Origin of the sequence: Haloplanus sp. GDY1 (assembly GCF_023703775.1) — an archaeon.
GTDB classification, from domain to species: Archaea; Halobacteriota; Halobacteria; order Halobacteriales; family Haloferacaceae; genus Haloplanus; species Haloplanus halophilus.
This window is the reverse complement of the sequence record NZ_CP098514.1, coordinates 1,291,691-1,316,760: the sequence shown is the minus strand read 5'-3', so window position 1 is coordinate 1,316,760 and position 25,070 is coordinate 1,291,691. Positions and strand designations below refer to the sequence as shown.

General features: G+C 68.3%; 25 protein-coding genes and 1 tRNA gene. 9 read left to right on the top strand and 17 right to left on the bottom strand.

Translation table 11 applies throughout. From position 1 onward, the window contains the following. Window positions 1-192: 192 nt before the first annotated feature. On the top strand, window positions 193-1,587 hold the full coding sequence (locus NBT67_RS07105) for an FAD-binding oxidoreductase (protein WP_251344147.1): 1,395 nt from the start codon (window positions 193-195) through the stop codon (window positions 1,585-1,587). Window positions 1,588-1,608: 21 nt separating this feature from the next. Here NBT67_RS07105 and NBT67_RS07100 read toward each other — a convergent pair whose 3' ends face one another. The 3 genes from NBT67_RS07100 to NBT67_RS07090 form a co-directional block, all read right to left on the bottom strand. Next, window positions 1,609-2,028 (bottom strand): DUF7475 family protein, encoded by a 420-nt coding sequence (locus tag NBT67_RS07100; RefSeq protein ID WP_251344146.1) that lies wholly within the window; start codon window positions 2,026-2,028, stop codon window positions 1,609-1,611. A 215-nt stretch (window positions 2,029-2,243) separates the two neighbouring features. Next, window positions 2,244-2,819, bottom strand: coding sequence for a response regulator (locus NBT67_RS07095; RefSeq protein ID WP_251344145.1), 576 nt, complete (start codon window positions 2,817-2,819; stop codon window positions 2,244-2,246). Between the two features lie 103 nt (window positions 2,820-2,922). Beyond that, complete coding sequence (locus NBT67_RS07090) at window positions 2,923-3,084, bottom strand: hypothetical protein (protein ID WP_251344144.1); 162 nt, start codon at window positions 3,082-3,084, stop codon at window positions 2,923-2,925. Window positions 3,085-3,283: 199 nt separating this feature from the next. Between NBT67_RS07090 and NBT67_RS07085 the strand changes: the two genes are divergently transcribed. Together NBT67_RS07085 and NBT67_RS07080 are read left to right on the top strand one after the other, a co-directional pair. Further along, window positions 3,284-3,505: a DUF5795 family protein gene (locus NBT67_RS07085; RefSeq protein WP_251344143.1), complete on the top strand. Its 222-nt coding sequence runs from the start codon at window positions 3,284-3,286 to the stop codon at window positions 3,503-3,505. Window positions 3,506-3,545: 40 nt separating this feature from the next. Beyond that, window positions 3,546-3,722, top strand: a tRNA-Trp gene (locus tag NBT67_RS07080). 422 nt (window positions 3,723-4,144) lie between these two features. On the opposite strand, the gene NBT67_RS07075 is transcribed toward NBT67_RS07080, so the two are convergent. Both NBT67_RS07075 and NBT67_RS07070 read right to left on the bottom strand, forming a co-directional pair. Then, window positions 4,145-5,455: an aminotransferase family protein gene (locus NBT67_RS07075; RefSeq protein WP_251344142.1), complete on the bottom strand. Its 1,311-nt coding sequence runs from the start codon at window positions 5,453-5,455 to the stop codon at window positions 4,145-4,147. A 39-nt stretch (window positions 5,456-5,494) separates the two neighbouring features. Continuing rightward, window positions 5,495-7,204 carry a glutamate--tRNA ligase gene (locus NBT67_RS07070; protein ID WP_251344141.1) on the bottom strand — a complete coding sequence of 570 codons (1,710 nt, stop codon included), beginning with the start codon at window positions 7,202-7,204 and terminating at the stop codon, window positions 5,495-5,497. 144 nt (window positions 7,205-7,348) lie between these two features. On the opposite strand from NBT67_RS07070, the gene NBT67_RS07065 reads away from it, so the two are divergent. Then, window positions 7,349-8,071, top strand: coding sequence for a fumarylacetoacetate hydrolase family protein (locus NBT67_RS07065; RefSeq protein WP_251344140.1), 723 nt, complete (start codon window positions 7,349-7,351; stop codon window positions 8,069-8,071). On the opposite strand, the gene NBT67_RS07060 is transcribed toward NBT67_RS07065, so the two are convergent. Beyond that, entirely contained in the window at window positions 8,068-9,018 is a 951-nt protein-coding gene (locus NBT67_RS07060) for a D-2-hydroxyacid dehydrogenase (RefSeq protein ID WP_251344139.1), read from the bottom strand. The genes NBT67_RS07065 and NBT67_RS07060 overlap by 4 nt on opposite strands. Window positions 9,019-9,139: 121 nt before the next feature. On the opposite strand from NBT67_RS07060, the gene NBT67_RS07055 reads away from it, so the two are divergent. Continuing rightward, on the top strand, window positions 9,140-10,510 hold the full coding sequence (locus tag NBT67_RS07055; RefSeq protein WP_251344138.1) for an NAD(P)/FAD-dependent oxidoreductase: 1,371 nt from the start codon (window positions 9,140-9,142) through the stop codon (window positions 10,508-10,510). A gap of 267 nt (window positions 10,511-10,777) precedes the next feature. Here NBT67_RS07055 and NBT67_RS07050 read toward each other — a convergent pair whose 3' ends face one another. From NBT67_RS07050 to NBT67_RS07035, 4 genes are all read right to left on the bottom strand, one after another. Further along, on the bottom strand, window positions 10,778-11,119 hold the full coding sequence (locus NBT67_RS07050) for a DUF5615 family PIN-like protein (RefSeq protein WP_251344137.1): 342 nt from the start codon (window positions 11,117-11,119) through the stop codon (window positions 10,778-10,780). Continuing rightward, window positions 11,119-11,400 carry a DUF433 domain-containing protein gene (locus NBT67_RS07045; RefSeq protein ID WP_251344136.1) on the bottom strand — a complete coding sequence of 94 codons (282 nt, stop codon included), beginning with the start codon at window positions 11,398-11,400 and terminating at the stop codon, window positions 11,119-11,121. Before NBT67_RS07045 ends, NBT67_RS07050 begins: the two co-directional genes overlap by 1 nt. Window positions 11,401-11,524: 124 nt before the next feature. Further along, window positions 11,525-11,833, bottom strand: a complete 309-nt coding sequence (locus NBT67_RS07040; protein ID WP_251344135.1) for a hypothetical protein — start codon at window positions 11,831-11,833, stop codon at window positions 11,525-11,527. 57 nt (window positions 11,834-11,890) lie between these two features. Further along, a complete protein-coding gene (locus NBT67_RS07035; protein ID WP_251344134.1) occupies window positions 11,891-12,166 on the bottom strand; it encodes a DUF433 domain-containing protein in 276 nt (91 codons plus the stop codon). A 407-nt stretch (window positions 12,167-12,573) separates the two neighbouring features. Here NBT67_RS07035 and NBT67_RS07030 point away from each other — a divergent pair, with 407 nt between their 5' ends. Next, window positions 12,574-13,134, top strand: coding sequence for a type II toxin-antitoxin system death-on-curing family toxin (locus NBT67_RS07030; RefSeq protein ID WP_251344133.1), 561 nt, complete (start codon window positions 12,574-12,576; stop codon window positions 13,132-13,134). Window positions 13,135-13,263: 129 nt separating this feature from the next. Here NBT67_RS07030 and NBT67_RS07025 read toward each other — a convergent pair whose 3' ends face one another. The 4 genes from NBT67_RS07025 to NBT67_RS07010 all read right to left on the bottom strand — a co-directional run bounded on the left by NBT67_RS07025 (window position 13,264) and on the right by NBT67_RS07010 (window position 19,138). Beyond that, on the bottom strand, window positions 13,264-13,923 hold the full coding sequence (locus tag NBT67_RS07025; protein ID WP_251344132.1) for a helix-turn-helix domain-containing protein: 660 nt from the start codon (window positions 13,921-13,923) through the stop codon (window positions 13,264-13,266). 177 nt (window positions 13,924-14,100) lie between these two features. Further along, a complete protein-coding gene (locus NBT67_RS07020) occupies window positions 14,101-14,238 on the bottom strand; it encodes a hypothetical protein (protein ID WP_251344131.1) in 138 nt (45 codons plus the stop codon). 160 nt (window positions 14,239-14,398) lie between these two features. Then, window positions 14,399-16,702: an outer membrane protein assembly factor BamB family protein gene (locus tag NBT67_RS07015; RefSeq protein WP_251344359.1), complete on the bottom strand. Its 2,304-nt coding sequence runs from the start codon at window positions 16,700-16,702 to the stop codon at window positions 14,399-14,401. A 93-nt stretch (window positions 16,703-16,795) separates the two neighbouring features. Then, the gene (locus NBT67_RS07010; protein ID WP_251344130.1) at window positions 16,796-19,138 is read right to left on the bottom strand and encodes an outer membrane protein assembly factor BamB family protein; all 2,343 of its coding nucleotides are present in this window, start codon (window positions 19,136-19,138) and stop codon (window positions 16,796-16,798) included. 365 nt (window positions 19,139-19,503) lie between these two features. Here NBT67_RS07010 and NBT67_RS07005 point away from each other — a divergent pair, with 365 nt between their 5' ends. Next, entirely contained in the window at window positions 19,504-19,653 is a 150-nt protein-coding gene (locus tag NBT67_RS07005; protein WP_251344129.1) for a hypothetical protein, read from the top strand. A gap of 36 nt (window positions 19,654-19,689) precedes the next feature. Here the strand turns inward: NBT67_RS07005 and NBT67_RS07000 are convergent, their stop codons facing one another. Next, entirely contained in the window at window positions 19,690-20,487 is a 798-nt protein-coding gene (locus NBT67_RS07000) for a helix-turn-helix transcriptional regulator (protein WP_251344128.1), read from the bottom strand. Between the two features lie 110 nt (window positions 20,488-20,597). On the opposite strand from NBT67_RS07000, the gene NBT67_RS06995 reads away from it, so the two are divergent. Further along, a complete protein-coding gene (locus NBT67_RS06995) occupies window positions 20,598-20,954 on the top strand; it encodes a DUF7344 domain-containing protein (RefSeq protein WP_251344127.1) in 357 nt (118 codons plus the stop codon). Window positions 20,955-21,205: 251 nt separating this feature from the next. Here the strand turns inward: NBT67_RS06995 and NBT67_RS06990 are convergent, their stop codons facing one another. Continuing rightward, window positions 21,206-22,606: a cytochrome P450 gene (locus NBT67_RS06990; RefSeq protein ID WP_251344126.1), complete on the bottom strand. Its 1,401-nt coding sequence runs from the start codon at window positions 22,604-22,606 to the stop codon at window positions 21,206-21,208. A 47-nt stretch (window positions 22,607-22,653) separates the two neighbouring features. Then, window positions 22,654-23,661 (bottom strand): sodium:calcium antiporter, encoded by a 1,008-nt coding sequence (locus tag NBT67_RS06985; protein ID WP_251344125.1) that lies wholly within the window; start codon window positions 23,659-23,661, stop codon window positions 22,654-22,656. 94 nt (window positions 23,662-23,755) lie between these two features. Here NBT67_RS06985 and NBT67_RS06980 point away from each other — a divergent pair, with 94 nt between their 5' ends. Then, window positions 23,756-25,069, top strand: a complete 1,314-nt coding sequence (locus NBT67_RS06980) for an MFS transporter (protein ID WP_251344124.1) — start codon at window positions 23,756-23,758, stop codon at window positions 25,067-25,069. Window position 25,070: the final 1 nt, after the last annotated feature.

Below are 25,070 nucleotides of genomic sequence, written 5' to 3'. Positions count from 1 at the left end.
GGGATCACGACGCCCTGCGAGGCGGGCCCCCCGGCTCCCCGTCGCCTCCGCCACCGAGTGCCCGTCCCCGTCGATCATATCCCCTCCTACCCCGGTGAGAGACATAAACGCTTCATTCAATTCTCATACGTGATATTTTGAAGGTCGCTCGGGACGACAAGTCCTTTGGTTCGGCCCGAGTAGGGGCAGGACATGCACCACGACACCACCTTCCTCGACGACCTCGGCCTCGCGGCCGATCAGGTCTCCGTCGGGGACGCCGACCGCGAACAGCGCTCCCACGACTGGGGGACGCCCCGCGAGGAGGGCGTCCGCCCCGACGTGGTGGTCTGGCCCGAGTCCACCGAGGACGTCGCGTCGGTCCTCCGGGCGGCGACCGACCACGGCGTCCCCGTCACGCCCTACGCCGCGGGCACGAGTCTGGAGGGCAACGCCGTCCCCATCCAGGGCGGCATCACCCTCGACATGACCCGGATGGACGCCGTCCTCGACGTGCGCCCGGACGACCTGCAGGTCGACGTCCAGCCGGGCATCCTCGGCGACGACGTCAACGAGGCGGTGGCGAAACACGGCCTCTTTCTGCCGGCGCTCCCCTCCTCGGGCGCCATCTCGACCATCGGCGGGATGCTCGCCAACGACGCCAGCGGCATGAAGACGGTGAAATACGGCGAGGTGAGCGACTGGGTGCTCGGGATGGAGGTCGTCCTCCCGACCGGCGAGGTCATCACGACGGGGAGCAGGGCGGTCAAGACGTCGAGCGGCTACGACCTCGGCGACCTGATCGTCGGCAGCGAGGGGACGCTGGGCGTCATCACGCGCGTGACGATCAAGTTGGCCGGGCGCCCCCAGCAGATCCGTGGCGGCCGCGCGCACTTCGAGACGCTCGACGACGCGGCGGAGGCGGTGTTCGACGCCGTCCGCTCCGGCGTCGACGTGGCGAAGATCGAACTCATCGACCGCCTGAGCGCCGCGATGTCGAACGCCCACCTCGACACCGACCTCCCCGACGTGCCGATGGTGTTCGTCGAGTTCCACGCCGACCACGGCATCGAGGACGAAATCGAGTTCTGCCGCACGGTGTTCGACGCCCACGGCGTGACCGAGTTCGAGGTGGCCGAGAACGACCGCGGGATGGACGAACTCTGGGCGGCGCGACGGGAACTGGCCGAGGCGCTCGAACCGTACGAGGACGACCGCTCGCCGCTGACCCCCGGCGACGTGACCGTTCCCATCAGCGAGTATCCGGGCATCATCCGCTACGCGAAGGAACTCGGGGAGCAGGAGGGCTTTCCCATCCCCTGTTTCGGCCACGCCGGCGACGGCAACCTCCACTACGCGGTGATGGTCGACCCCGACGACCCCGAGGACGTGGCCCACGGGAAGGAGGTGTCCCGAAAGATCGTCGAGCGCGCCATCGAACTCGGCGGGACCTCGACGGGCGAACACGGCATCGGCCTCGGCAAGCAGGACTACCTCGTGGCCGAACACGGAGAGGCCGCGGTCGACGCGATGCGGTCGGTCAAGAAGGCGCTGGATCCGGCCGGGATCATGAACCCCGGCAAGGTGTTCGACGGCCCGGACGCCTGAGTCCGGGCGACGGCGATCCGATCAGGGCTCGGAACTCGTGTACAGATACAGGGTCGCCACCGCGAACAGCACCTCGGCCGCCTTGGCGACGACGGCCATCACGTTGAGTTCGCCGCCCATGTAGAACGCGGAGACGAACCCCTCGAACCCGCCGAAGAAAAAGAAGGCGAGGAAGGTGACGAGGGCGTACCCGGCGGCGACCAGGTACAGTTCACGGCGCCAGTATCGCGTCAGGTAGACGACGATGCCGCCCGCGAAGCCGAGGCCGTTGAGCGCGAAGAGGATGGCGAGGGTCTGACTGAATCCGATCACTCGCGGCGCCAACACGAGGTGGATGACGCCCGTCACCGCCGCGAGGAGGATGGCGACGTAGCCGACGGGGTTCTCCGGCAGGTCCACGAGCGACCCTCCACCGCTCGCGGTCGTGTTGCTCACGCTCATCGCACCGCCCCCGGTCCGGCGGACTCCCCACGGGTCGGTGGGCGCGCTGTCTCTGTCGCTCGCGTGTTGGTTACTCGCATCGACGGGGGCGTCGACACTCCGAATTCGGGTCGTACCATACACCGGACTGTCAACGGCGCGAGGCAAATGTCGATTGGTACGATCCTCGAAACGCGTCCCGAATCCGTTAGACGACGCGGCTGTGGCGACGCCCCTCACAGATCGACCCGGTCGAAGTCGTAGAACACGGCCTCGAAGTCCTCCTCGGTCATCTCCGACTCCAGTTCGTCGATCCGGTCGCGCGCCCGCTCGAACTCGGCTCTGAGTCGGTCGTACTCCTCGCTCTCGGCGAGTTCCTCCTCGGTCTTGTGGGAGTCGAGGGCGGCCAGTTTCGAGGCGGCGGCGAACAGATCCGAGAGGGTGCGGTCGTACTCGTCGCGTTCGAGGAGGCCACGGACGAGTCGGCGGATGTCCTCCCGGAAGAGCGGCTTGACGACGTAGTCGTCGAAGCCCAGTTCGAGGACGTCGAAGTCGGGTTCGACGGCCGTCACCATGGCGACCCGCACCGAGAGGCCTCGGTCGCGGATCCGTTCGAGCACCTCGTCGCCGGAGATGCCGGGCATCAGCCGGTCGAGCAACACCACGTCGACGTCCTCGTCGACCCGTTCGAGGGCTGCCTCGCCGCTCGTCGCGACGCGAACGTCGTAGTCCTCCGAGAGCCACTCGGCGAACAGTTCGGCCAGTTCGGTCTCGTCTTCGACGACGAGGACGCAGGGTGGTGACGAGGTCATTGGAACGTCTCTCCGGGACGGTTACGGTACCTTTCGGAGGCTCCCTCAAATCAGTTCTCCCGCACGGGACCGGTCCGCGGGGATCGCTCCCGGCGACTCGCCGTCAGGACTCCGACCGGGAGCGTCGCTCCAGCGTGAGCGTCCCACAGACCGGACAGAGGTAGTGATCGTCGTCGAACGTGGACTCGCATCTGGAACAGACGTAGGTGGATCCCTCCTCCGGTCCCAGATCGAGCATCCCGTCGTAACTGTACGGTGCGGTCACGGGTTCCACACCTCGCGGCTGTGTTTACCGGCTACTCCCACGTGCATGTTGGGGTGGTCCGTACCGATCCGTACCACTCCATAGTACCAAAAGTTACCGGTCGTCGGTCCCCCGCCTCCCCGCGGCGGCCGACCCGTCCGTCGGCACCGGTCGGAGGGCCTACGCAGGGCTTACCTGTCTTCGCGCTCTCGGACGATGTATGTCCAACCGCGTCGTCCAGGGGCGCATGGTCACCCCCGAGCGCCTGGCCGAACTGATCGAGGGCGAACCGCCGATGGAGGCCGACGGCATCGAGGACGCCGACCGGCAGTGTCCGGACTGCGGCGGCGACGTCCTCGCCGTCTCCTACATGCCGTCGGTCACCGAGTTGATCACCGGCTACAAATGTCAGGACTGCGACTGGGCGGCCGACGACCGATAACCGAAATCCCTTTACCGTCCTTCGGGTAACGGAGTAGCGAGGGGTTGTGGCCAAGCCCGGCATGGCGACTGACTCCAGAGGCCACGCCCGGTGACGACACTCCAGACTGATATACCGAGCGCGCGACTGATCATCGCCGCGCGACGACGACCCTCTGGAGTACCGAGGCGCAACCGGAGATATCAGTCGATCGGGGGTTCAAATCCCTCCAACCCCACTCTGAAAATAAGTGTTTCGGGGGGTTTTACGGCCTCTCGAACGCGCTTCACTACCGAAACGTGAACGCGAGCGGCTGCTCTGCCCGGTTCCAGTCTTCTACAGAAGAGACGAGGCGAGTGCCTCGGGGCTTGACCCCGAGGCGGTTCACGCCGGGCTCCGGCGTGGGTGACCAGGTCGAGGAGTGTGCCGGCTCTCCTCCCGTCGTACTCCCTCGGCTCGTACCACGTGAGAAGACGTTCTTCCCGTTCTCCCTGACGTGATCCCCGTCAGATTGACGACGTGACACTCGTCGAGACCGTCGGCTCGGCCCGAGTGCGAGCAGATCCAGTAGCCGTCAAGTTCGCCGAGTGCGTCGACGTCGCGATCCTCCAACGCCGACGGGGCTTCGGGTCGCCGCTGGGACCTCCCTGCGACGCCCGGCTAGAAGACCGCCGCGATGGCCTCGTCGAGTGCGTCGACCGCCGTGTCGATCTCCGCGTCGGTCACCGGGAGCGGCGGCGCGACGACGACCTGGGTGCGCGGCCGGCCGCCACCGACGAGGACGCCCCGCCGTTCGGCCTCGTCGATCACGTCGTCGACGGGGTTGTCCCCCGACTCGATCCATGGGTGATGGAAGGGATCGCCCGTCTCGGGATCGGTGAACTCGACGGCCCACAGCAGGCCGCGGCCGCGCACGTCGCCGACGGCGTCGTGGGCGTCGAGGTCCCGCAGGCGCGATTCGAGGTGGGCGCTCCGGGCCCGCGCGTTCTCGATCAGGCCGTCCGCGTAGACGTCCATGGCCGCCACGCCCGCGGCACACGCGAGCGGGTGGCCGGCGAAGGTCTGGCCCACGTCGATCCCCGAATCGTGGAGGTGAGCGGAGAGTTCGGGGCTCGTGATCACGCCCGCGAGCGGGACGTACGCGCTCGTCGCCCCCTTGGCGAAGGTGAGGAGATCCGGCACCACGTCCTCGGTCTCGATGCCGAACCACTCGCCACACCGGCCGAAGCCGGTGATCACCTCGTCCGCGATCAGGAGGACGCCGTACTCGTCACACACGTCGCGCACGCGCTGCCAGTAGTCCGCCGGTGCCGGATACGCGCCGCTGGTCCCGCCGACGGGTTCCATCAGGACCGCCGCCACGGAGTCCGGCCCCTCGTTGTGGATCACGTACTCCAGGTGATCGGCGGCCTGTCGGGCGACCTCCTCGGGCGTGTCACCGTCGAACGGCGAGTGGTGAGTCAGCGGCGGCAGGAACTTCGCCGCGCCGGTCGTCTCGGCCTGCCGCCCCATCGCGTTCCGCGTCTCCGGATCGCCCGTCAGCGAGGCCGCGCCGTAGGTCGCGCCGTGGTACGACCGGTAGCGCGTGAGCACCTTCCGCCCGCCGGTGAACTCCCGCGCGAACTGGACGGCGGACTCGTTGGCCTCGCTCCCGGAGACCGAGAAGTAGACGTCGCCGAGGTCGCCGGGCGCGACGTCGGCGATCCGGGCGGCGAGCGCCGACCGCGCGTCGTTTCCCTTCGACGAGGCGACGTAGGAGAGCTTCGACGCCTGTTCCGTGATGGCGTCGACGATCCGGTCCTCGCCGTGGCCCGCGTTGACACAGTAGAGCTGTGAGATGAAGTCGAGATACGCGTCGCCCTCGTCGTCGTAGACGGTGACGCCGTCGCCGTCGACGAGCGTCAGTACGTCGTCGTCGCCGTACCAGTGCGGGATCGCGTCCGCACGGGCCTGCGCGGGTGGGTGTGCCATACGGCCCCGTTGGTGACGGCAAAAATAAACGTTCGCCCGTTACTCGTGGGCGAAGTACGCGACCGTCCCGTCGTCGGCGTGGTCGTCGACGCGGGCGAAGCCCACACGCTCGAACTGCACGACGTCGTCGACGGCGGCGTCCGCGATGGCGGGTTCGGCGACCCCCGTCACGTCGCCGTCCATCGTCCGCAGGCGCAGGGGGACGCCCTCTTCGGCGGGCGCCCAGTGGACCACCGGCACGTCCTCCTCGCGGACGGCGGCGATGTCGTCGCCGACGTACTCGAACCGGTCGTCGACGCGGCGGACGCAGCCGTAGCCCTTCAGCCAGACGCGGTCGCCCGGAGCCGGGAGATCCGCGGGTTCGACGAGCACGGCGCCCGACATCGGCACGTCCCGGCGCCCCCGCTCCTCGTGTTCGGGGTGGACCGGCGGGTGGCCGGCGTCCGGGCCGCCCTCGACGGTCACCTCGACCCCGTCCCGGACGAAGAAATAGCGGTTCGCGTCGTCGTCGATCAGGTCGCGGTTGTTCGCGTAGACGGCGCTCATCGACAGTTCGACGTTGCTCGTCGAGGTGCCGAGTTCGATCATCGCGTCGACGATGGCCTGGCCGCGGATCCCCCGACGCCGGAGGCTGGCGAGGGTGGGCGCCCGGGGGTCGTCCCAGCCGTCGAGTTCCCCCGCGTCGATCAGTTCCTTGATCGTCGAGGTGGAGAGGGTCACGTCGTACTCGTCGACCTGGACGTGCCCCCAGTGGACCACTTCGGGGTACTCCCAGTCGAAGTAGTCGTAGACGAACCGCTGGCGCTTCGCGGAGTCCTGCAGGTCGATGCCGCGGATGATGTGCGTGACGCCGGTGAGGTGGTCGTCGACGCCGGACTGGAAATCGAGCATGGGCCAGCAGCGGTACTCGGCCGCCTCGGGCCGGGGATGCGGGCGGTCGATCATCCGGAAGGCCACCCAGTCGCGCAACGCGGGGTTCTTGTGGGTGATGTCGGTGCGGACCCGGAGGGTCATCTCGCCCGCCGAGTAGTTCCCGTCGACCATCGCCTCGAACTCTCGTTTCGTCTGCTCGGCCTCTTTCTCCCGGTGCGGGCAGGCCTCGCCAGCGTTCTTCAGGTCGGAGAACTCCCCCTGCGGGCAGGAGCAGGTGTACGCGCCGCCCCGGTCGATCAGTTCGCGGGCGTGGTCGTAGTAGGTCTCCAGGCGGTCGCTGGCCCGCAACACCTCGTCGGGTTCGAAGCCGAGGTACTCGATGGCGTCGAGGATGGCGTCGTAGGCGTCGAGGTCGGGGCGCTTGGTCTCGGGATCGGTGTCGTCGAACCGGCAGACGAATCGGCCGTCGTAGCGCTCCTTGTACGTCCCGATGACGGCGGGCATCCGGGCGTGGCCGAGGTGCCACGGGCCGTTGGGGTTCGGCGCGGCGCGCATGACCACGCCGTCGTCGACGTTCGGCAGGTCGGGGAGGGGGTGGTCCTCGCCTTCGTCCTCGCTCTCGATTGCGGCCAGTTCCTCGGGTGCGAGTTCCTCGAGTTCCGCCCGCCGCTCCGCGGGCGAGAGGTCGTTCACCTCGGCGACGACGCTCCCGACGACGCCCGGAATCTCGTCGGCGTGGTCGCGGAAGTCGGGGTTCTCGCCCATCAGCGGCCCCATGACCGCACCCACGTCGGCGTCGCTGTCGTACTTCACCGCGTTGAGGAGCGCGTGCGTCCGCGCGGCTCGTTCGACGCGGTCGCGAAGTTCGGAGTCCATTACCTCCCGGTTCCGGCCGACGGGTAAAAACTGGCGTGGATCGGGGGCCGCGGGTAGGGGTACGTCCATCGTTACCGTTTGTCATACAAAACCGTTTCGCCGCCGTTCCACAAGCGGTTTGTCGGTCGGCCGGGACGGGGGCGTATGAAACTCGCACGCATCGCGGTCGATGGCGAGGTGTACACCGGCGAGTACCGGGACGGTGCCGTCGAGACGGACGCGGGACGGTTCGTCGTCGGCGAGGACGGCGCACTCGCCGCCCCCTGCGATCCCTCGGCGCTCTACTGCGTCGGCCGGAACTTCGCCGAGACGCTCGACCAGATGGAGTACGACGTGCCCGATCAGCCGGCCTTCTTCATCAAGCCGCCGGCCTCCGTCGTCGCTCACGGGGAGCCGATCCCCTACCCGACGTTCTCCGAGGAGGTCACCTACGCCGGCGAACTCTGTGCCGTGATCGACGAGCGGTGTCACCGCCTTGACCCCGAGGAGGTCCCCGAGGTCGTCCGGGGCTACACCATCATGAACGACGTCGACGCCCTCGATCAGCCCGGGCGGACGGCCCGCAAGGCCTTCGACGGATCCGGCCCGCTGGGGCCGTGGATCGAGACGGACCTCGACCCCCACGGGATCGACATGCACACCGACGTGAGCGGCGAGCGCCGGCAGGAGGCCAACACGGAACTCATGCTGTTCGACCCCTACGAAATCGTCTCTTTCCTCTCGGAGCGGTTCACCTTCCGCCCCGGCGACGTGATCGCGTTCGGCAGTCCGGCCAACCCCGGCACCGTCGACCCCGGCGACACGGTCGAGATCACCTACGAGGGCGTGGGGACGCTTCGGAACGACGTGGCGCCGCCGGAGCGCTAGACGACCTGGTTCTCCAGTTCGTCGATTCCCTCCTCGATCCGCCGCAGGTTCTCCACGAGGATGTCGGCGAGGCGGTCGTAGTACTTCGGCGTGTTGCCGGCGTTGTGCGGGGTTATCTGGACGTCGTCGAACGACCAGAGCGGGTGGTCCGCGGGCAGCGGTTCGGGGTCGGTCACGTCGAGGGTCGCCCCGCGGATGTCCCCGTCCCGCAGCACCGTCACCAGCGCGTCGGTGTCGACGACGGGGCCGCGGGCGACGTTCACGAGCAGGGCGTCCGCGCGCATCGACGCCAGGGCGTCGGCGTCGATCAGGCCGCGAGTGGTGTCGGTGAGCGGGCAGGCGAGGATCACGTAGTCCGCGCGGGCGAGGGCGGAGTGTACCTCGTCGAAGCCGACCACTTCGTCGGTCGGGCCGCCCTTCTCGGGGGTGTAGCGGACGCCGATCGTCTCGACGCCGAAGGGGTGGAGTCGCTCCACGAGGGCGGAGCCGATGGCGCCCAGGCCGACGACGGCGGCCGTACTCCCGTGGAGTTCGCCGACGGGGTAGGCCTCCCAGTGGGCGCGCTCCTGTCGCTCCCGGGCGAGCCTGAACCGGCGTTCGTGGCCGACCAGGGCGCCGACGACGTACTCCGAGATGTTTGGGCCGTGGACGCCGGCCGCGTTGGTGACGGCGACTCCGGCGGCCTCCAGCGCGTCCACGTCGAGGTGTCCCGTGCCGGCGAAGGCGCAGGCGAAGAGGTCGAGGTTCTCGGCCACCTCCAGCCACTCGGGGTCGAAGCTGATGCCGGTCGCCACCCGAGTCCGGCGAAGCAGGTCCCGCTCCTCGTCGGGCGTGGTCGCGACGGCCACCTCGTGGTCGGGGAGTCGGTCGCGGAGTTTCGCGCCGTACGCTTCGGGGGCCATGCCGTGAACTTTCTGCCGCAGGACGACGACGTCCGGATCGGTCATGGAGGGGGTTGCTCCCGCCTCCGTTATAGTCCCTCGGGGGACGACCGCGGGACGGGGCCCCGGCCGCCGGGCCGCGTCGCGTTCCGGGCCATTAATACAGTCGCCCGCCAGGACGTAGGGTATGGAACACGTCGACGTAGCCGTCGTCGGCGGCGGCCCCGCCGGGTCGGCGGCAGCGCGCGCGGCGGCGGCGACCGGTGCGTCCGCGCTCGTCCTCGAGAAGGGGGTCCCCCGCGAGGATCGGACAGGCCTCGGCCCGGACTCGACGGACGCCGCCGGCATCCTCGACTACTGGGTCGACATCATGGGCATCCACCCCGACGAGTTCCCCGACGGCGTCCTGCTGTCGGAACTCGACCGCGCGGAGTTCGTCGGCCCGTCGGAGTCCTGTACCCTCCGAAGCACCGGCATCGACTCCTCGTACGACAACTTCGGCTACACCTTCCACCGCGCCCGGTTCGACGACTGGCTTCGGGAGCGCGCCGAGACGGCGGGCGCCGACTACCGCGTCGGCGTCTCCGTGCGGGACGTGGAGACGACGCTCGACGCCGACCCGCGGCACACGCTCCGGCTGGCCGACGGCGACGCGGTGACCGCCGACGTCGTGATCCTCGCGGACGGCCCACAGCGAACCGTCACCAACCGCGTGCTGGACCGCTACCTGCCCTACCCGGTGACCGACCGCCTCGGGACGACGACGGCCAACCACATCGCGTATCAGGAACACCGAAAGCTGCCGCCGGCCGTCGCGGAGGACCTCCGCGGAGCCATCACGTTCTGGTGGGGGTACATCCCCGGTCACACCGCCTATCCGTGGATCTTCCCCAACGACGACGACGTGGCCCGGATCGGCCTCACCATGCCCATCGGCCTCGACCTGGACGACGTGACGGATCCGGCGTCGTACGCCCTCGTCCGGCCGGACGACGAGTCGGTTCCGGGGGGGAGCGAGTACCTCCGTCGCCTCCTCGAACACGAGTACGGCGACGAGTACGACGTCCCCGAGGACTTCCCGCTGGTCGAGGACCGGGGCAAGTCCGCGGGCACCGAGACGTATCCCATCTCCTCGACCAGACCCGTCGACTCCCCCGTCGACGCCGGCATCGCGGTCGTCGGCGGCGCGATGGGCACCACCTCCGCGTTCCACGAGGGGGGCGACCACGTGGCCGTCCGCACCGGGAGCATCGCGGGCGAACTGGCCGGCTCGGGCGACCTCTCCGGCTACAACGACGCCTGGAAGGACGCCATCGAGGACGAGATTCTCCGGAACGTGACGATGGCCGACATGACCGCGGCGTACGGCCCCGACGACTGGGACCGGGTCTTCCGCACCGCACGCAAGATGCTCGCCGAGGAGTCGGGCTACCGGCTGTTCGAGCGCAAGTTCGCGGCCGGGTGGGACGCGATCAAACTCCTCGTGGGATACCGCTGGCGGAAACGGCGACTCCGAGGCGGGTACGTCAACGTCCCCGAGTCCGACTACGTCTACTGACCCGACCGGTCCGCAAGACGTTACCGCCTGGGGGGCGTACCCCGCCGTGCGTGCCTTCAGTCCCCGCCCGAGCACGCCCATCAGGGCGCGATGACCGCGCGGCGAACCCGGGCACGCTACACGTGGCGCCGTCCCACGCATCCGACGGCCGCCCGGCACGAGGGTTAGCCGGCCGACACGGCACGCTGCCAGGGATGAGGCCGGACGTTAGTGTTCCGGGCGTACATTTCGGTCCGAGTGTTGTCCTTAGCGTGGAGAATCAGCGAATTACAGCCAGCTTCGGCTCACGTATTCGAGCGTCACGTCAGACTGATCGATATACCCGGAGAGTTCGTGTACGATGTCCCCTACTTCTCGGGCCGAAAGCGTCTGATCTTTCTGAAAGAGAATCCCAGCAGTATCTTCGACATCCATCTGGGTGAAGAAGTCGTCATCCTGTGTGAGAATGAGACGGGTCGTTTCGCGTCCGTAGGCAGCGATCGATTCGTCGTCAGCACCGAGGCCGAGTTCCTCGACATCGCCGATCCACTCGACATCGTGATCGAGTTTCTGCAGATAGTTGATCGTCGCCTGTTCGACGTTTTCGTCAGCTAGAATGCGATACCCCATTAGTCTCGAACGTCGTCGGGGTCGGTCGTCAGGTGGTCGTGTTCGTCGGTCACGGATTGACGCTGGCGTTCGATCGCCCGCATCTCCCCGGGGTGATCGTGGTAATAGGTGAGTGCCCGGTAGACATCAGCCACGTCGAGCTCATGGCGATCTGCGACCGTTCTCGGATCGAGTCCACGCTCCTCGACTTGTTCTTTGATGAACTGAACAGTAATCCGCCGCCCTTCGAGGTGTGGCTCGTCGTGGAGTTCCTGCACGATACGTCTCGTCACCTGGCTCATACTGTAAGCTACGGCGCCACCATACTTGAACGTCCGGCCGGGTTCGTACCCAGATCACTTCCACCGAGCCTACTAGTAGAAACTCGGCCGGTAGTGTTCCGGGCGTACACTTTCACTCGCTCAGTCACTCGTGGAGCCAGTCATACCACTCGTCGAGATCAACGAGTTCGTTCTCGATATCCCGCGAGCCGTACTGATTGAACACCTCGTCTACTGTCCGGGCAAGCCCCTCGGGATCACTATCGGGAAGCTTCTGATCGTAGTACAACAGCATTCCGGCGTGTTCTGTGGTCCGGTGGAGCGGTTCGAAATCCTTGGCGTTGTTCGTGACCAAGACTACCCCCTTCGCTGTCACACCACCGAAGTAGTTCGACGTCATCGGTCTACTCTCCGAACTCGTCTTTGGCCTGAACCACATCGTATCCTCGCTCACGGAGTAACCGCTCAAAGATGCGGCCAACGTGTTCGTCTAGGAGAATCCGGGCACCCGTCACTGGATAGTCTCTTTCGGCTTCAGCGAGGACTCTCGAACCCGATCGAACGCATCTTCGTTTTTCTGTTCGAGTTCACGCATCTCCTTGATGTGGTCATAGTAGTACGAGAGTGCCTCGTACACCGCTGCGAGCGAGACATCGAGTTGGTCAGCGACGTACGCCGGCGACTGACCGGAGTCTATCACCCGCGCAGCAACGTGACGAACCCCGACTCTGGTCCCATCGATACGCGGCTCTCCTCCGAGAATATCCTCGTCGCGGGTAATCGTCATGCTACGATATAGGGCCGTCTTCGTTTATACTTCTTTGGCGCCGTCGCGCAATCGGTCGAAATCCGACCCGAGCGGAAAAGGAGACAACCGACGCCTTAGCGCGTTTCGACCCCGAATATTATATTCCACTTTCACTGCGCCTACTAGTAGATTCTCGCCCGGTAGTGTTCCGGGCGCACATCGATCTTGTACGCTGCGCGAGTGAATCCACGATCTACCGGATCCTTCGGACCGATCGGCCGACGGACGCGGTATCTACGTCCACCGGATCTGCGGGTAGATTCTCGACCGGTTCTGTCGTCCTCTCGATACCCCCCGGTCTGTTCACGGCGACCGGCGGCGTACCGCCGGGCTTCGGACCGTCGTAGAGAGAAAAGAACAGGTCCGTCCAGCACGAGACTCCGGCGATGACCGTCTGGTATCCGTCGGTCGGGGACGTTCTCGACATCCACGAGGACATCGTCTCGGAGTATTCCGACACCAGTCCGGGAGTCCGGAGCCGTGGCGATGTCGAATTCGCACTCGAGTACGTCGGCGGACGGAGCTTCGGGTCGGGTCCCGAGACGATTCACGAGACGGCGTTCCAGTCGCTTCGACTCCTCGTCGCCAATCATCCGTTCGTGGACGGCAACAAGCGCACCGCACTCAACGCGACGGCCGTGTTCTACCTGCTCAACGGGTATCGGTTCGACTACGACGACGAGATCAGAGGGATACTGAAGCGGTTCGGAACGGACGAGACGACGGTCGACGAGGGCCACTATCTCCGGACACGGACGACGGCGGTCGATTTGGCGGCCGTCGTCGAACGGTGGCGGGACGACCTGGTTGCGGACGGACTGGATCGACCGGCCGACACCCCTCCCGACGACGTGATGGCGGACGTTCGTGGGGAACTCGTCTCGCGGGTCGCCCGGGCTGACAGGGACGAACACCGCGAGATCTACGACGCTCTCGAAACCGAGTAACTCCCTCGTCCGTCGAGGTCCGGCCCACGGACGTTCGGCTTTCAGCCCACCCGAGTCTATCGGGAGGTTCTCGCCCGGTAGTGTTCCGGGCGCACACTCCGGGACGTCTATCGCGGCCACGACCGTCGATCACTCCCGCTCGGGATCCAGGAGGGACGATGCGACGAGTCGCCTGATTCCACGTCGAAGGAGACCACTGGCCGCAGGTTGAGAGATGTCCAGTTCGGCGGCGACGTCGCTCAGGGTTGCGCTTCGCGGTTCCTCGAAATACCCCGCGTCGAATGCGACGAGGAGTGCCTCTCGCTGGCTATCGGTCAACCCAGCCTCCGTCTTCCCCAGACTCGCGTATTCGTTCACCCGCAGCAGTTCGATCCCGATGTCGTTCCGTTGTGCATAGTCCCAGAGGTGGACCAGGTCCGTTCGGTCGGGCATCCACACTGTCAACATCCAGGCGCTCCCGTCGTTCTCCATGTCGAGGGTGACGCCGTTCGCGGCCGAAATCACCGGTGAGACGACCTTCGCTTCGTCCGTATACTCGAAGGTGTAGATCGCCGTCTCGTCTCCGGTTTCGGTGACGCGCTCGAATTCGCCGACGGTGTCGTCGTTGCGCAACCCGTCCTCGAACCGGTCGAGATCGGCCGACGCGATGTGATAGAAGAACTTCCCCGACGTCGGGTCGGTTCCTGCCTCCGACACCGACTCGACGGTCGAACTCCGGTCGTGCGCGACCGTCTTCGTGAGGACTATGTCGGGGTGTTCGACTCGGACGACCGCTTTGATATCCGCCATTGTTCTGTCGGGTGGTGATTTCGGCGTGTCGAGCCCTGCGATCGGACGGCCACGCGACGCGCAGTGACCATCTTGCGACGTCTGCTACCGGGATCGTAGCAATGGCGGTGTGGTGGCTTAACTGAGTCGGTGAGTCGTGTGGGTCGACTCCGGGACTCCGGTTCGATCTTGCACGGTTCAGACGCGACGGTCGAACAGCGTCGCCCAGATGGCCGCGACCCGACTGGCCTCGAACGGCGGGGCGACGCCGGCTGGGAGGTAGAATTTCGATTCGGTAGCATTGCTGCGGTCGTCGGTACGGTTTCGCCGTGCCATACCCGAATAGGGGGCCCGTAACCGCATTGTTCTGTAGCTTAATCGTATAATCCGTTTATCCCGTGGCCGGGGGCTATCGCCCATCCCGGCCCCAGTTCGTCGTCGGCTGGTGGGGCGGGAACCTTCGGTCGTCGAATACGACGGCCGCTACGACGACGGGCTATTCTCGGCCCTCGAATAGCTCTCGGAGAGCGTCGCGGAGGTAGATCACGTCGTCGTACCGGTCGTCTTTCTCCTTTGCCAGCGCGGTCAGCAGTATTCCGTCGAGCGCCTCGGGGACGGAATCGACCTCGCTCGGCGGCGTGGGTGACTCGTTCAACACCTGATGCATCGCCCTCACCGGGGCGCCTTCGAACGGCGGTCGTCCGGTGAACAGCTCGTAGAACACGGCCCCCAGCTGGTAGATGTCGGTCGCGTCGTCGGTCGGCCCGTACTCCTCGGAGAACTGTTCGGGGGCGGCATACTGCGGTGAGAGCATCTCGTCGCCCGTGGAACGGTCGAGCAGGTGTTTGGACACTCCCCAGTCCGCGACCTTCGGCGCGTCCCAGGCGTCCTCGACGGTTCGAAAGAGGATGTTCTCGGGCTTGAGATCGAGATGGGCGACGCCTCTCCGGTGAGCGTACCGGACCCCCTTCGTCACGGCGAGAGCCGTCCACAGGGCCTGGGGCAGGCGCATCTCCCCGCATCGCTCGCCGAGGTGGCCGCCGTCCATGTACTCCATGGCGATCCAGGGCAGCGGTTCGGCGCCGTAATCGACGACGTCGACGACGTGATCGTGGTCGTCCAGTCGTGCCCACGTCTCGGCCTCGTCGAGCATCCGCTCGACCTGGTCGGTGTGGAGCGTTCCGGAGGCGCGTGACTCCTTGATCGCCAGCGTGACGTCCCCATCCGAGGTGGGCAGTATCGCTTTCCGCACGTCGGCGTTCCCACCAGCACCGATGGGTGCCTGCTCCGTCAGCGCCCCGTACCGAACCGACAGCGTCGGCGCACCCGGAACCTCGTCCGGAATTCGCGTCGTCTCGACTCCTTCGACGGCGGTGGTACTGCCCGGACGACTGCCGTCACCGTCTCCTCGTGTGTACCACCACGCGCCGGCACCGGCACCCCCGAGGCCGATCATGCCGGCCAGTACCGGAAGCACTCCCGAGTCGTCCCCGCGTCCGCCGCCACCGGTCGTCCTCCCCCCAACCGCGGTGGTTGCCGTCGGTGACGGCGTGAGCGGTTCGGTCGGTGTCGCAGTCTCCGTCTCGGTCGGGGCTGGCGTCGACGACGGCGTTGCGGTCTTCGCCGACGGCGTTGCGGTCTTCGCCGACGGCGTTTCGGTGATCGCATAGACGCTGTCGTCCCAGCTTCCGATGTAGACGGTTCCGTTCACCACCGCCGGCGACGAGCGAATCGCGTCACCCGTCTCGTATCTCCACCGTTCGGTCCCGTCCGCCGCCGACAGCGCGTACACGTTGCTGTCCTTGTTCCCGACGTAGACGCTCCCGTCTACCACCACCGGTCCGAGCATGATGTGATCGCCGTCCCTGAACGACCACTGCTGGCTCCCGTCGCTCGCGTTCAGCGCGTGGACGTTGCCGAAGCTATCTCCGGCGTAGACGGTTCCGTCCGCCACCGCCACCGAGCCGAGTGCGTACCCGTTCGTCTCGAAGCGCCACCGTTCGGCCCCGTCCGCCGCCGACAGCGCGTAGACGTACTCGTCGTTGCTCCCGACGTAGACGGTTCCATCCGCCACCGTCGGCGCGGTGTACACGTCGGCACCCGTCTCGAAGCGCCACCGTTCGGTCCCGTCCGCTGCCGACAGCGCGTAGACGTTGTCGTCGGCACTTCCGACGTAGACGGTTCCATCGGCCACCGCCGGCGCACCCTGAATCAGAGCAACCGAATCGCCGTCGGAGGGAGCAGCGCTCCACTGGCGGCTCCCGTCACTCGCATCGAGTGCGTAGACGGTCCCGTCGCCACTCCCGAGGTAGACGGTTCCGTTCGCGACGGTCGGTGATGGATGACTCGTTCCCGTCTGCTCGGCGACCCACCGCTCAGTTCCGTCCGACGCCGACAGCGCGTACACGGACCCGGAGAGGTTCCCGACGTACACGGTGTCGTCCACCACCGTCGGTCCGCCGCGCACCCAACCGTCCGTCTCGAAGCGCCACCGTTCGGTCCCGTCCGCTGCCGACAGCGCGTAGACGTTTCGGTCGTTGCTTCCGACGTAGACGGTCCCATCCACCACCGCTGGTGACGAAGACACTTGCCCCCCCGTCTCGAAGGTCCACCGCGGGCCGACGCCGTCGGTCGGTCCGGTGTTGTCGGGCGCGTGCCCGGTGTTGGCGTCGTCGTAGCCGAACTGTCGCCACGCCTCTCCCGACTGGGCACGCGCGGGCCGTCCCGTCTCCGAGAGAAGGGTCCCCCCGACGCCCATCACGCCCACCGTTCGGAGCACTCCCCGCCGCGTCGCTCGCATCCCTGTCACAACCTCGCAGAACACGGCGTTCTCGAAAAAAGATTCCGTCGCTCGACACTGCGCCGGCACACGGACCAGGGCGACACGCCGGGATTAGCGGTCGCCGAACAGCTCTCGCAGGTCGTCGCGGAGGTAGATCACGTCGTCGTACCGGTCGTCCCGCTCCTTTGCCAGCGCGGTCAGCAGTATCCCGTCGAGCGCCTCCGGGACGGAAGCGACCTCGCTCGGCGGCGTCGGTGACTCGTTCAACGCTCGCTGCATCACCGTAGCGGCCTCGCCCTCGAACGGCGGTCGGCCGGTGAACAGCTCGTAGAGTACGGCCCCAAGCTGGTAGATGTCGGTCACGTCGTCGGTCGGCCCGTACTCCTCGGTGAACTGTTCGGGGGCGGCGTACTGTGGCGAGAGCCCCTCGACGCTCGTGGAGTGATCGAGCAGGTGCTTCGAGAGCCCCCAGTCCGCGATCTTCGGCACGTCCCACGCGTCCTCCACGGTCCGAAAGAGCACGTTCTCGGGCTTGAGATCGAGATGGGCGACGCCACGCCGATGGGCGTGCCTGACTGCTCTGGCCAGGACGACTCCCGTCCACAGGGCCTGGGGCAGGCGCATCTCCCCGCATCGCTCGCCGAGGTGGCCGCCGTCCATGTACTCCATGGCGATCCACGGCGTCGGGGCGCTTCCGTAATCGACGACGCCGACGACGTGGTCGTGGTCGTCCAGTCGCGCCCACGTCTCGGCCTCGTCGAGCATCCGCTCGACCTGGTCGGTGTGTAAGGTGCCGCTCATTCGCGGTTCCTTGATCGCCAGTCGGACGTCACCGTCCGGGGTCGCGAGTACGGCCCTCTTGACGTCCGCGTTGCCACCGACACCGATGGGCTCCATCTCCCGCAGCGCCTCGAAGTCGACGGAGAGGGTCGGTGCATCCGGAATCTCGTCGGGGACCATCGCGGCGTCGATGCGCTCGGCGCCGCCGGTCGGGTCGGCGGCCCCTCTCCCGGACGGGGACGTCCTCGTCCGGGGTGTCGCATCCGACCGTGTTGTCGACTCCCCGCCGTCCGGGCCGTCGACATCGCTGTCTCCCCTGCGTCGCGTGTACCACCACGCGCCGGCACCGGCACCGCCGAGTCCGACCATGCCGAACAGCAGTGGGAGCATTTCTCGGTCGTCCCGGCTCCCGCTCCCTTCCGCCGGATCCCCGCCCCCGCCGGTGGGCCCCGCCGGCTCCGGGGTCGGCGACGGCGTCGGCTCCGGAGTCGGCGACGGCGTCGGGGAGCGGCCGGTCAGCGCGGACACGTTGAAGGCACCGCTCGTGACGTAGACGGTGCCGTTCGCCACCGCCGGGGACGCCCGCACGAACCCGCTCACCCCGAGGCTCCATCGCTCGGTCCCATCACTCGCGTCCAGCGCGTACGCCGTGCCTTCGCCCGTGGTTCCGAAGTAGACGGTCCCGTCCACCACCGCTGGGGGCGAGGGTGTTCCATCGGCTTCGAAGCTCCACCGTTCGGTCCCGTCCGCCGCCGACAGCGCGTACAGCTGCCGGTCAGTACTCCCGACGTAGACGGTGTCGTCCACCACTGCCGGCGACGACGTCACGCCACCACCCGTCTCGAACCGCCACTCCTCCCCTCCGTCCGCCGCCGACAGCGCGTACACGTTCGCCTCGTTGACGACCGAACAGCCGACGTAGACGGTGCCGTCGACGACCGCGGGCGACGACTCCACTTCCCCGCCCGTCTCGAAGCGCCACCGTTCGGTGCCGTCGCCCACGTCCAGCGCGTAGACGTTTCGGTCGTTGCTTCCGACGTAGACGGTGCCGTCGACGACCGCGGGCGACGACTCCACTTCCCCGCCCGTCCCGAAGCGCCACCGTTCGGTGCCGTCGCTCGCGTCCAGCGCGTAGACGTTTCGATCGTTGCTTCCGACGTAGACGGTGCCGTCGACGACCGCGGGCGACGAAACGTACCCGCCAGTATCGACGCCCCACTCGTCGGACCCGTCGCTCGCGTCCACCGCAAAGACGGCGTCTCCGCCCCCGACGTAGACGGTATCGTCTACCACTGCCGGCGACGAACGAACCGTGCCGCCCGTCTCGTACTCCCACTCTTTGGCGCCGTCGCCCGCGTCCAGCGCGTGCAGCGTGCCGTCCCAACTTCCGACGTAGACGGTGCCGTCGACGGCCGCCGGCGACGAGGACAGTCCGCTCTGCTCGTCGAGGTCGGGATGGTCGGCGGTATAGGTCCAGCGCTCCCGAATATCGTCGATGGGGCCGGTGTTGTCGGGCGCGTGCCCGGTGTTGGCGTCGTCGTGGCCGAACTGTGGCCAGGATTCCCCCGGTTGCCCGTGGACCGGTCGACCCGTCCCCGACAGGACTGCACTCCCGACGACACTGCTGCCCGCTGCGCGAATCACCCGCCGCCGAGTCACTCCGTTCGGTGACACTACCGCCCATCGAGTGGGGTTACTGGCAAAAAGATTTCCGTGATGCGAAGGATCGCTCCGGGAACGGGTCGAGTTCTCGACTCCGTCGGGCCGTCGCCGCCGGAGCCTTCCGCCACCGCCGCTGTTTCTCCGGGAGGCGGTCGCGGGGAACACGTATCGGACCGGGAGCCGGTGCGTGGGGGCTCGAGCGACGAGAACCGCCGCTCGGTACACGTACGGGAGCGGTGTCGCACCGAACCCAACCCCTATGTCCTTCCGTCCGATACGGTGGATACCAGTGAACCACCTGATCGCGAAATCGGAACGGCGCCGGACCGACGCGATGAGCCGAGGGATCGAGTCCGCCCGGGCCGGGGGCGGATAGCATGCCGTGGGGCGTCAACACGGAGTTCACCGACGACGAGGGGCCGGAAGTCGAGATCGACGAGGAGGGGGAGTCGGTCGACCGGGGCGAGGAGGGGTCCGAAACCACGCAGGACTTCGACGTCGACGAGGCGATCTCGAAGCTGGAGTGAGCGAGGCGGGTCCCCGAGGCGACGGAGCGACGTGACTCACGCGTCGGCGGTTTCAAGCGGCTCGCTCGCGGAGCGGACGTCCAGATAGCGCCGTTCGATCCACCGGACGGCGTCCGGATCGCGGGTCACGATGGTCCCGCCGAGATTCCGGTCCTCGGTGTGGGTCACGACGATACCCTCCGTTCGCGACCCGGAGTCGGCGACGACGAGCGTGTAGGTTGGCCCCTCGTCGGTGCGATACCCCGAGAACAGCTCCAGCTTCCGGAGTGCGGCCATCTCCCCGGGGAAGTCGGACTGCAACGCCGCCAGCAGTTCCTCGCCGAAGACGATCTCCACCGGCACCTCCGACGCGAGCCCTCGCGCCAGGTCGAGACCGTGCGGGTTCGAGAACGCGGGCACGTACACGCGGACGCGGCCCTCGGGTCCCGGCCGCTCCAGCACCGCTTCGACGGCGTGGTACGGTTCGTACGGGCTCGGACTCCCCGGCGTGGCGACCACCGCGTCCGCGAGGACGAACGCCGGCAGGTCGGCGTCGGCCGGTAGCGGTGCGAGCACTTCGCGGGCCCGCACGACGTCCCCGACCGTCCCGACGTAGTCACGATACCGGTCGGCCAGGAGCGAGCCGAGGAACGTGGTCCGACAGCCACGCGGCGTGTCGTCGATCAGGCCGGCGTCGGCGAGGCGGGCGGTCGCCCGGTTGACCGTCGAGCGCGAGCAGTCGAGTTCGTCGACGAGGTCCCGCTTCCGGAGTCGATCCCCGTCGAGACGGGTGAGGACGTCGATGCGCGCGGCGACGAGATCGAGGACGTCCTCGACGGCCGTGTCCGAGCTCATGCGTGATGCTCGTGACCGTTCCCCATAGTTTATTTGCCCACGGGGTGAGCAGCTTCGCTCCCGGTAACGATATGCCCTCCCCCTCGCATCGAGTGATCCGAGGGGGGAACATGGAAGGGGAAATCGACTGGTCCGCGGTGTTCGGGGCGCTGGCGAACGAGCAGCGGCGACTCCTCCTGCGGAACCTTCGGACGAGACGTGGCCCGGTCGCCCTGAGCGAAGCCGTCGACGACCTGTCGGGCGGCGCCGACGACCTGTCGGGCGGCGCCGACGACCGGAGGCGGGTCGCCGTCGGCCTGTACCACGTCCACCTGCCGAAACTGGAGGCGGTGGGGATCGTCGAGTTCGACCTCGACGGGCGAGTCATCGACCGGGGGCCGGCGTTCGAGGCCGCCGCAGACCTGCTGGATCACGCGAGCCGCGTCGACGGCAGTCGCGGCCGATCCGGTGCGACTGGGGCGCGGTGACGTCGACCGGGCGGCCCCGGCTGGTGGCCCCGGGGACTATAGCGGATCGACTCCCTCGTCGCCCCGTCCTCCGTCCCCTCGACCCTGATCGTCGGGAGGGCGGCGAGCAGGCGTCGGGGGAGCCGGTCGACGAGTCGGGTCACCGGGACGGACGGATGCCGGAGGACACGTAGAGCCCGGCGACGACGAGCGTGGCGATCAGCCAGCGATCGGCGACCGGCCCCGTGGCTCGGTCGTTCGCCGCCGAACCTTCACCGCTCCTCGACGACGAACTCGGTCCCGGGCTCCATCCGGGCCGTCATCGCGCCGATCAGCGGCGGGTCGGGATCGGGGACCGGATAGTCGAGGCGGTACTCCCGGCCGATCGTCGCGAGCGCCAGTTGCGCCTCGATCAGCGCGAACTGACGGCCGATACAGCGCCGTGGTCCGCCGCCGAAGGGGGCGTACGCGAAGTCGGGCAGTCGCTCCCGGAGGTCCGCGGCCCAGCGCTCCGGGCGGAAGGCGTCGGGGTCGTCGTAGAATCGGGGATCGCGGTGGACCTGATCGACGGTGAGCCACGTCGGCGACCCCTCGGGGATCCGGTAGCCGTCGAGGGTCACGTCGGTCGCGGCCTCGCGCGGGATGGTGTACACCGGCGGGTAGAGGCGCAGCGCCTCGGTCACGACGCGGCCGGTCACGTCGAGGGCGTCGAGGTCCCCGACCGTCGGCGGGCCGTCGAGGGCGTCGACCTCGGCGTGGAAGCGCTCCCGAACGTCGGGGTTCGTCGCCAGCGCGTAGAACGCGAAGGCGATGGCCGTCGAGGTGGTGTCGTGGCCCGCGAAGATCATCGTCACCACCTGATCCCGGAGTCGGTCGTCGCTCAGGGCGCCGTCGGCCGCGACGCCCGACTCCCGGAGCGCGACCAGCAGGGAGAGCAGGTCGTCGGCCGCCCCGGGATCGGACGGCGGATCCGCGGCCGCCGAGTCGAGCAGGCGGTCGGCGACGCTCCGGAGCCGTCGCTTCCCGCGCTTGAACCGCCGGCGGGCGGGCGTCGGCACCCAGGTCGGGAGCGGGTAGGAGGTCGGCGCGAACCAGTGTTGCAGGCGGTCGGCGGCCGTTCGGATCGCCTCGTCGCCGTCGATGGCGAGTTCCCGGCCGAACAGCGTGGCGAAGAGCACGTCGAGGCTCAACTGACTCGTCTCCGCGGCGAGGTCGATCCGCGTGCCGGCGTCCCAGCGCCGCCGGCGGCGGCGGATCTGTTCGACCATCTCGTCGACGTAGTCGAGGAGCCGATCACGGGCGAACAGGGGCTGGAGTACCTCGCGCTGGCGGCGCCAGTCGTCCCCCTCGACGGCGACGAGGCCGCCGTCGAAGGCGATGCGGAAGTCCTCGGACTTCCGGAACTTCCCGCGGTCGCTCAGGAGGACGCGCTCGAAGTGGTCGGGGTGACCGAGGTGGTAGACGTCGCCCGGCCCGAGGAGTTTGACCCGGACGAAGTCACGCTCGGCCATGGCCCGGTTCCGGAAGCCGAAGACGTCGCGCATCGCGCCCACGGTGTGGGTCAGCGGGTGGCCGAGCGTCGACGGGTAGGGTGGTAACGGCGGATCGGCGGTCGCTCCGTCGGATCCCTCGTCCCCGTCCTGGCCGTCCGCGGCGCGTCCCTCCCGTGCCATACGTCGCCGTACGGCCTCGGGCGGTTAGTCCTTCGGGGACGCGTCGGTCAGATCCCCTGGACGGTGTCGATGACGCCTCCCGATTCGAGCGTCATCCAGGCCAGGAAGACGACGTACAGGACGAGCAGCGCGTACGCCTCGGGGTTCGTCAGTTCGAGGTGGGTTCGCGTGAGGACGACGAACACGATGGTCGCGAAGGCCAGGAAGCCGAGCATCGGGATGGCGACGAGGAAGTCGACGGTGACCGACCCGGCCAGCAGGACGCCCACGGGGATGGCGACCAGGAGGTTGAACGTGTTGCTCCCGAGGACGTTGGTGAGGCTGGTGACGTCGTCGTCGTCACGGGCCGCGCGGACGCTGACGAACGTGTCGGGGAGGCTGGTCGCGGCGGCGATGACGGTCAACCCCCACAGGAACGAGGGGGTACCGAAGAAGGCGCCGAGCGCGAGGGCGGCGCGGACGATGCCCTCGACGCCGACGGCGATGAGCGCGAGGGCGACGACGAGCCACGCCCACTCCCGTCGGACGGAGATGTCGGGCGGGTCGGCGGGGGTGTGGTCGCGGGTGTCCTGGTACTGCAGGAAGACGTACACCCCGTAGGTGAGCAGGGGGAAGACGGCCAGCGTCGGCGTGAGGATCGCCGCCTCGTTCGTCCCGCCGGGGACGTACGTCGCGCCGAGGGCGAACGTGAGAAAGAGGACGAGGACGCTGATGATGTAGAACTGGGCGTCCTTGTGGACGATGTCGCGGGTGGCCTCCAGTTCCTCGCTCGTGAGTGCCGACGCGGCGGGGATCACGAGGAGGTTGAAGATGGCGCTGCCGACGATGGCGCCGACGCCCAGCGAGAACTCGCCGTGGACGAGCGTGCTGATGACGACGGAGCTGAGCTCCGGGAAACTGGAGCCCACGGCGACGACGACGGCGCCGTGGACGGCCACCGGGAGCCCGTAGTACCTGCTGAGGTGGCTGGCCGCCGATTCGAGTCGTTCGCTCCCGACCCAGATGACGGCCGTCGAGACGATCGCCAGACCGACAGCGAGGAGCGGACCGAGCACAGCCGGGAACGTCGACTGGCAGGGGCATATGGTTGTCCCCTCGTCGGAAGCGAGGACCGCGCGGTATAAGTGTCGGGCGGGGGACCGTTTCGGTGTGTCCGACCGCTGGCTCTACGCTTGGGGGCTGGTCTCGCTGGGTCTCGGCGGCGCGTCGCTGATCGTGCCGCTGTACGTGGTGGAACTGGGCGGCGGGCCGGCGACGCTGGGCGTCCTCGCGGCCGCGGCCGCGGTCGCCGGCGCCCCCGGCGCCCTCGGGATGGGGTGGCTGAGCGACCGGACTGGCCGCCGCCGGAGCTACGTCCTCGCGGCCGTTGGCGTCGTGACCGTCTCGCTCGCGGCCGTGCCGCTGCTTTCGTCCATCGCCGCCGTCGTCGTCGCGAACGCGGCCGTCTGGCTCGCCTTCGCCGCCGCGGTGCCCGTCCTCACGCTCCTGGTCGTCGTCGACGAACCGGAGGCGGCCTGGAGCGACCGGATCGCCCGCCTCAACGAGGGACAGGGGATCGGCTGGGCGCTGGGCCTGCTCGTCGGCTTCCTCGTCCTCGTCGCCGGCGACCGACTCGGGCTGTCCGCGGCCGACGCCCAGCGCGCCGTCTGTCTGGCGTGTGCGGCGAGTGCCGGTGCCGGCGGTCTCCTCGCGGCCCGGTCGCTGCCGGCCGACGGCCGACCGGGCCGCGATCCGGCGCCCCGGCGACTGCGGCGGGCGATCCGGGACGCGTCACGCTTCGGCGTCCGCGGCGCGGGCTTCCCGTTCACGCCCCGGCGGATGGACACCCGCGGCCTCCATCCCCGGCGGTTCGTCCGCCGGTTCACACCCGAACTCGCCGTCTTCTTCACCGCCGTCACCCTCGTGTTCGCGGGGTTCGGCGCCTTCTTCGCCCCGCTTCCGGTCTACCTCGCGAGCGTCGGCGTCGGCGACGGCGGCGTCTTCGGCCTCTATCTCGCCCTGAACGTCGCCGCGGCCGCCTGCTTCGGCGCGGCGGCGACGCTCACGGCGCGCTACGAGGCGACGCTGGTCCACGCCGGCGGCCTCGCCATCCGGGGTGTCGCCTTCCCCGTCGTCGCGCTGTCCGGCGGCCTGCTGGCTCCCGTCGTCCTCCTCTTCGTCGTGATCGGGGTGTCGTGGGCGCTGGTCGCCGTCTCGGCGGGCACCCTCGTCACCCGCCTGTCGCCGCCCATCGTCCGCGGCGAGGCGCTCGGGGTGTACAGCGCCGTCTCGACGCTTTCCAGCGGCGTGGGGAGCGTCGTCGGCGGGTGGGTGGCCGCGAGCGGGTACGTGCGGACGTTCGGCGTCGCCGGCGGCGCCGTCCTCGTGGGTGCGACGGTGGTCCTCTTTCTCCGCCGTCGCGTGGCCCGTCGGTCGGCCACGAACGCGGAGCGGACGGTTTATTCGACCGACCGCACAGAATGAG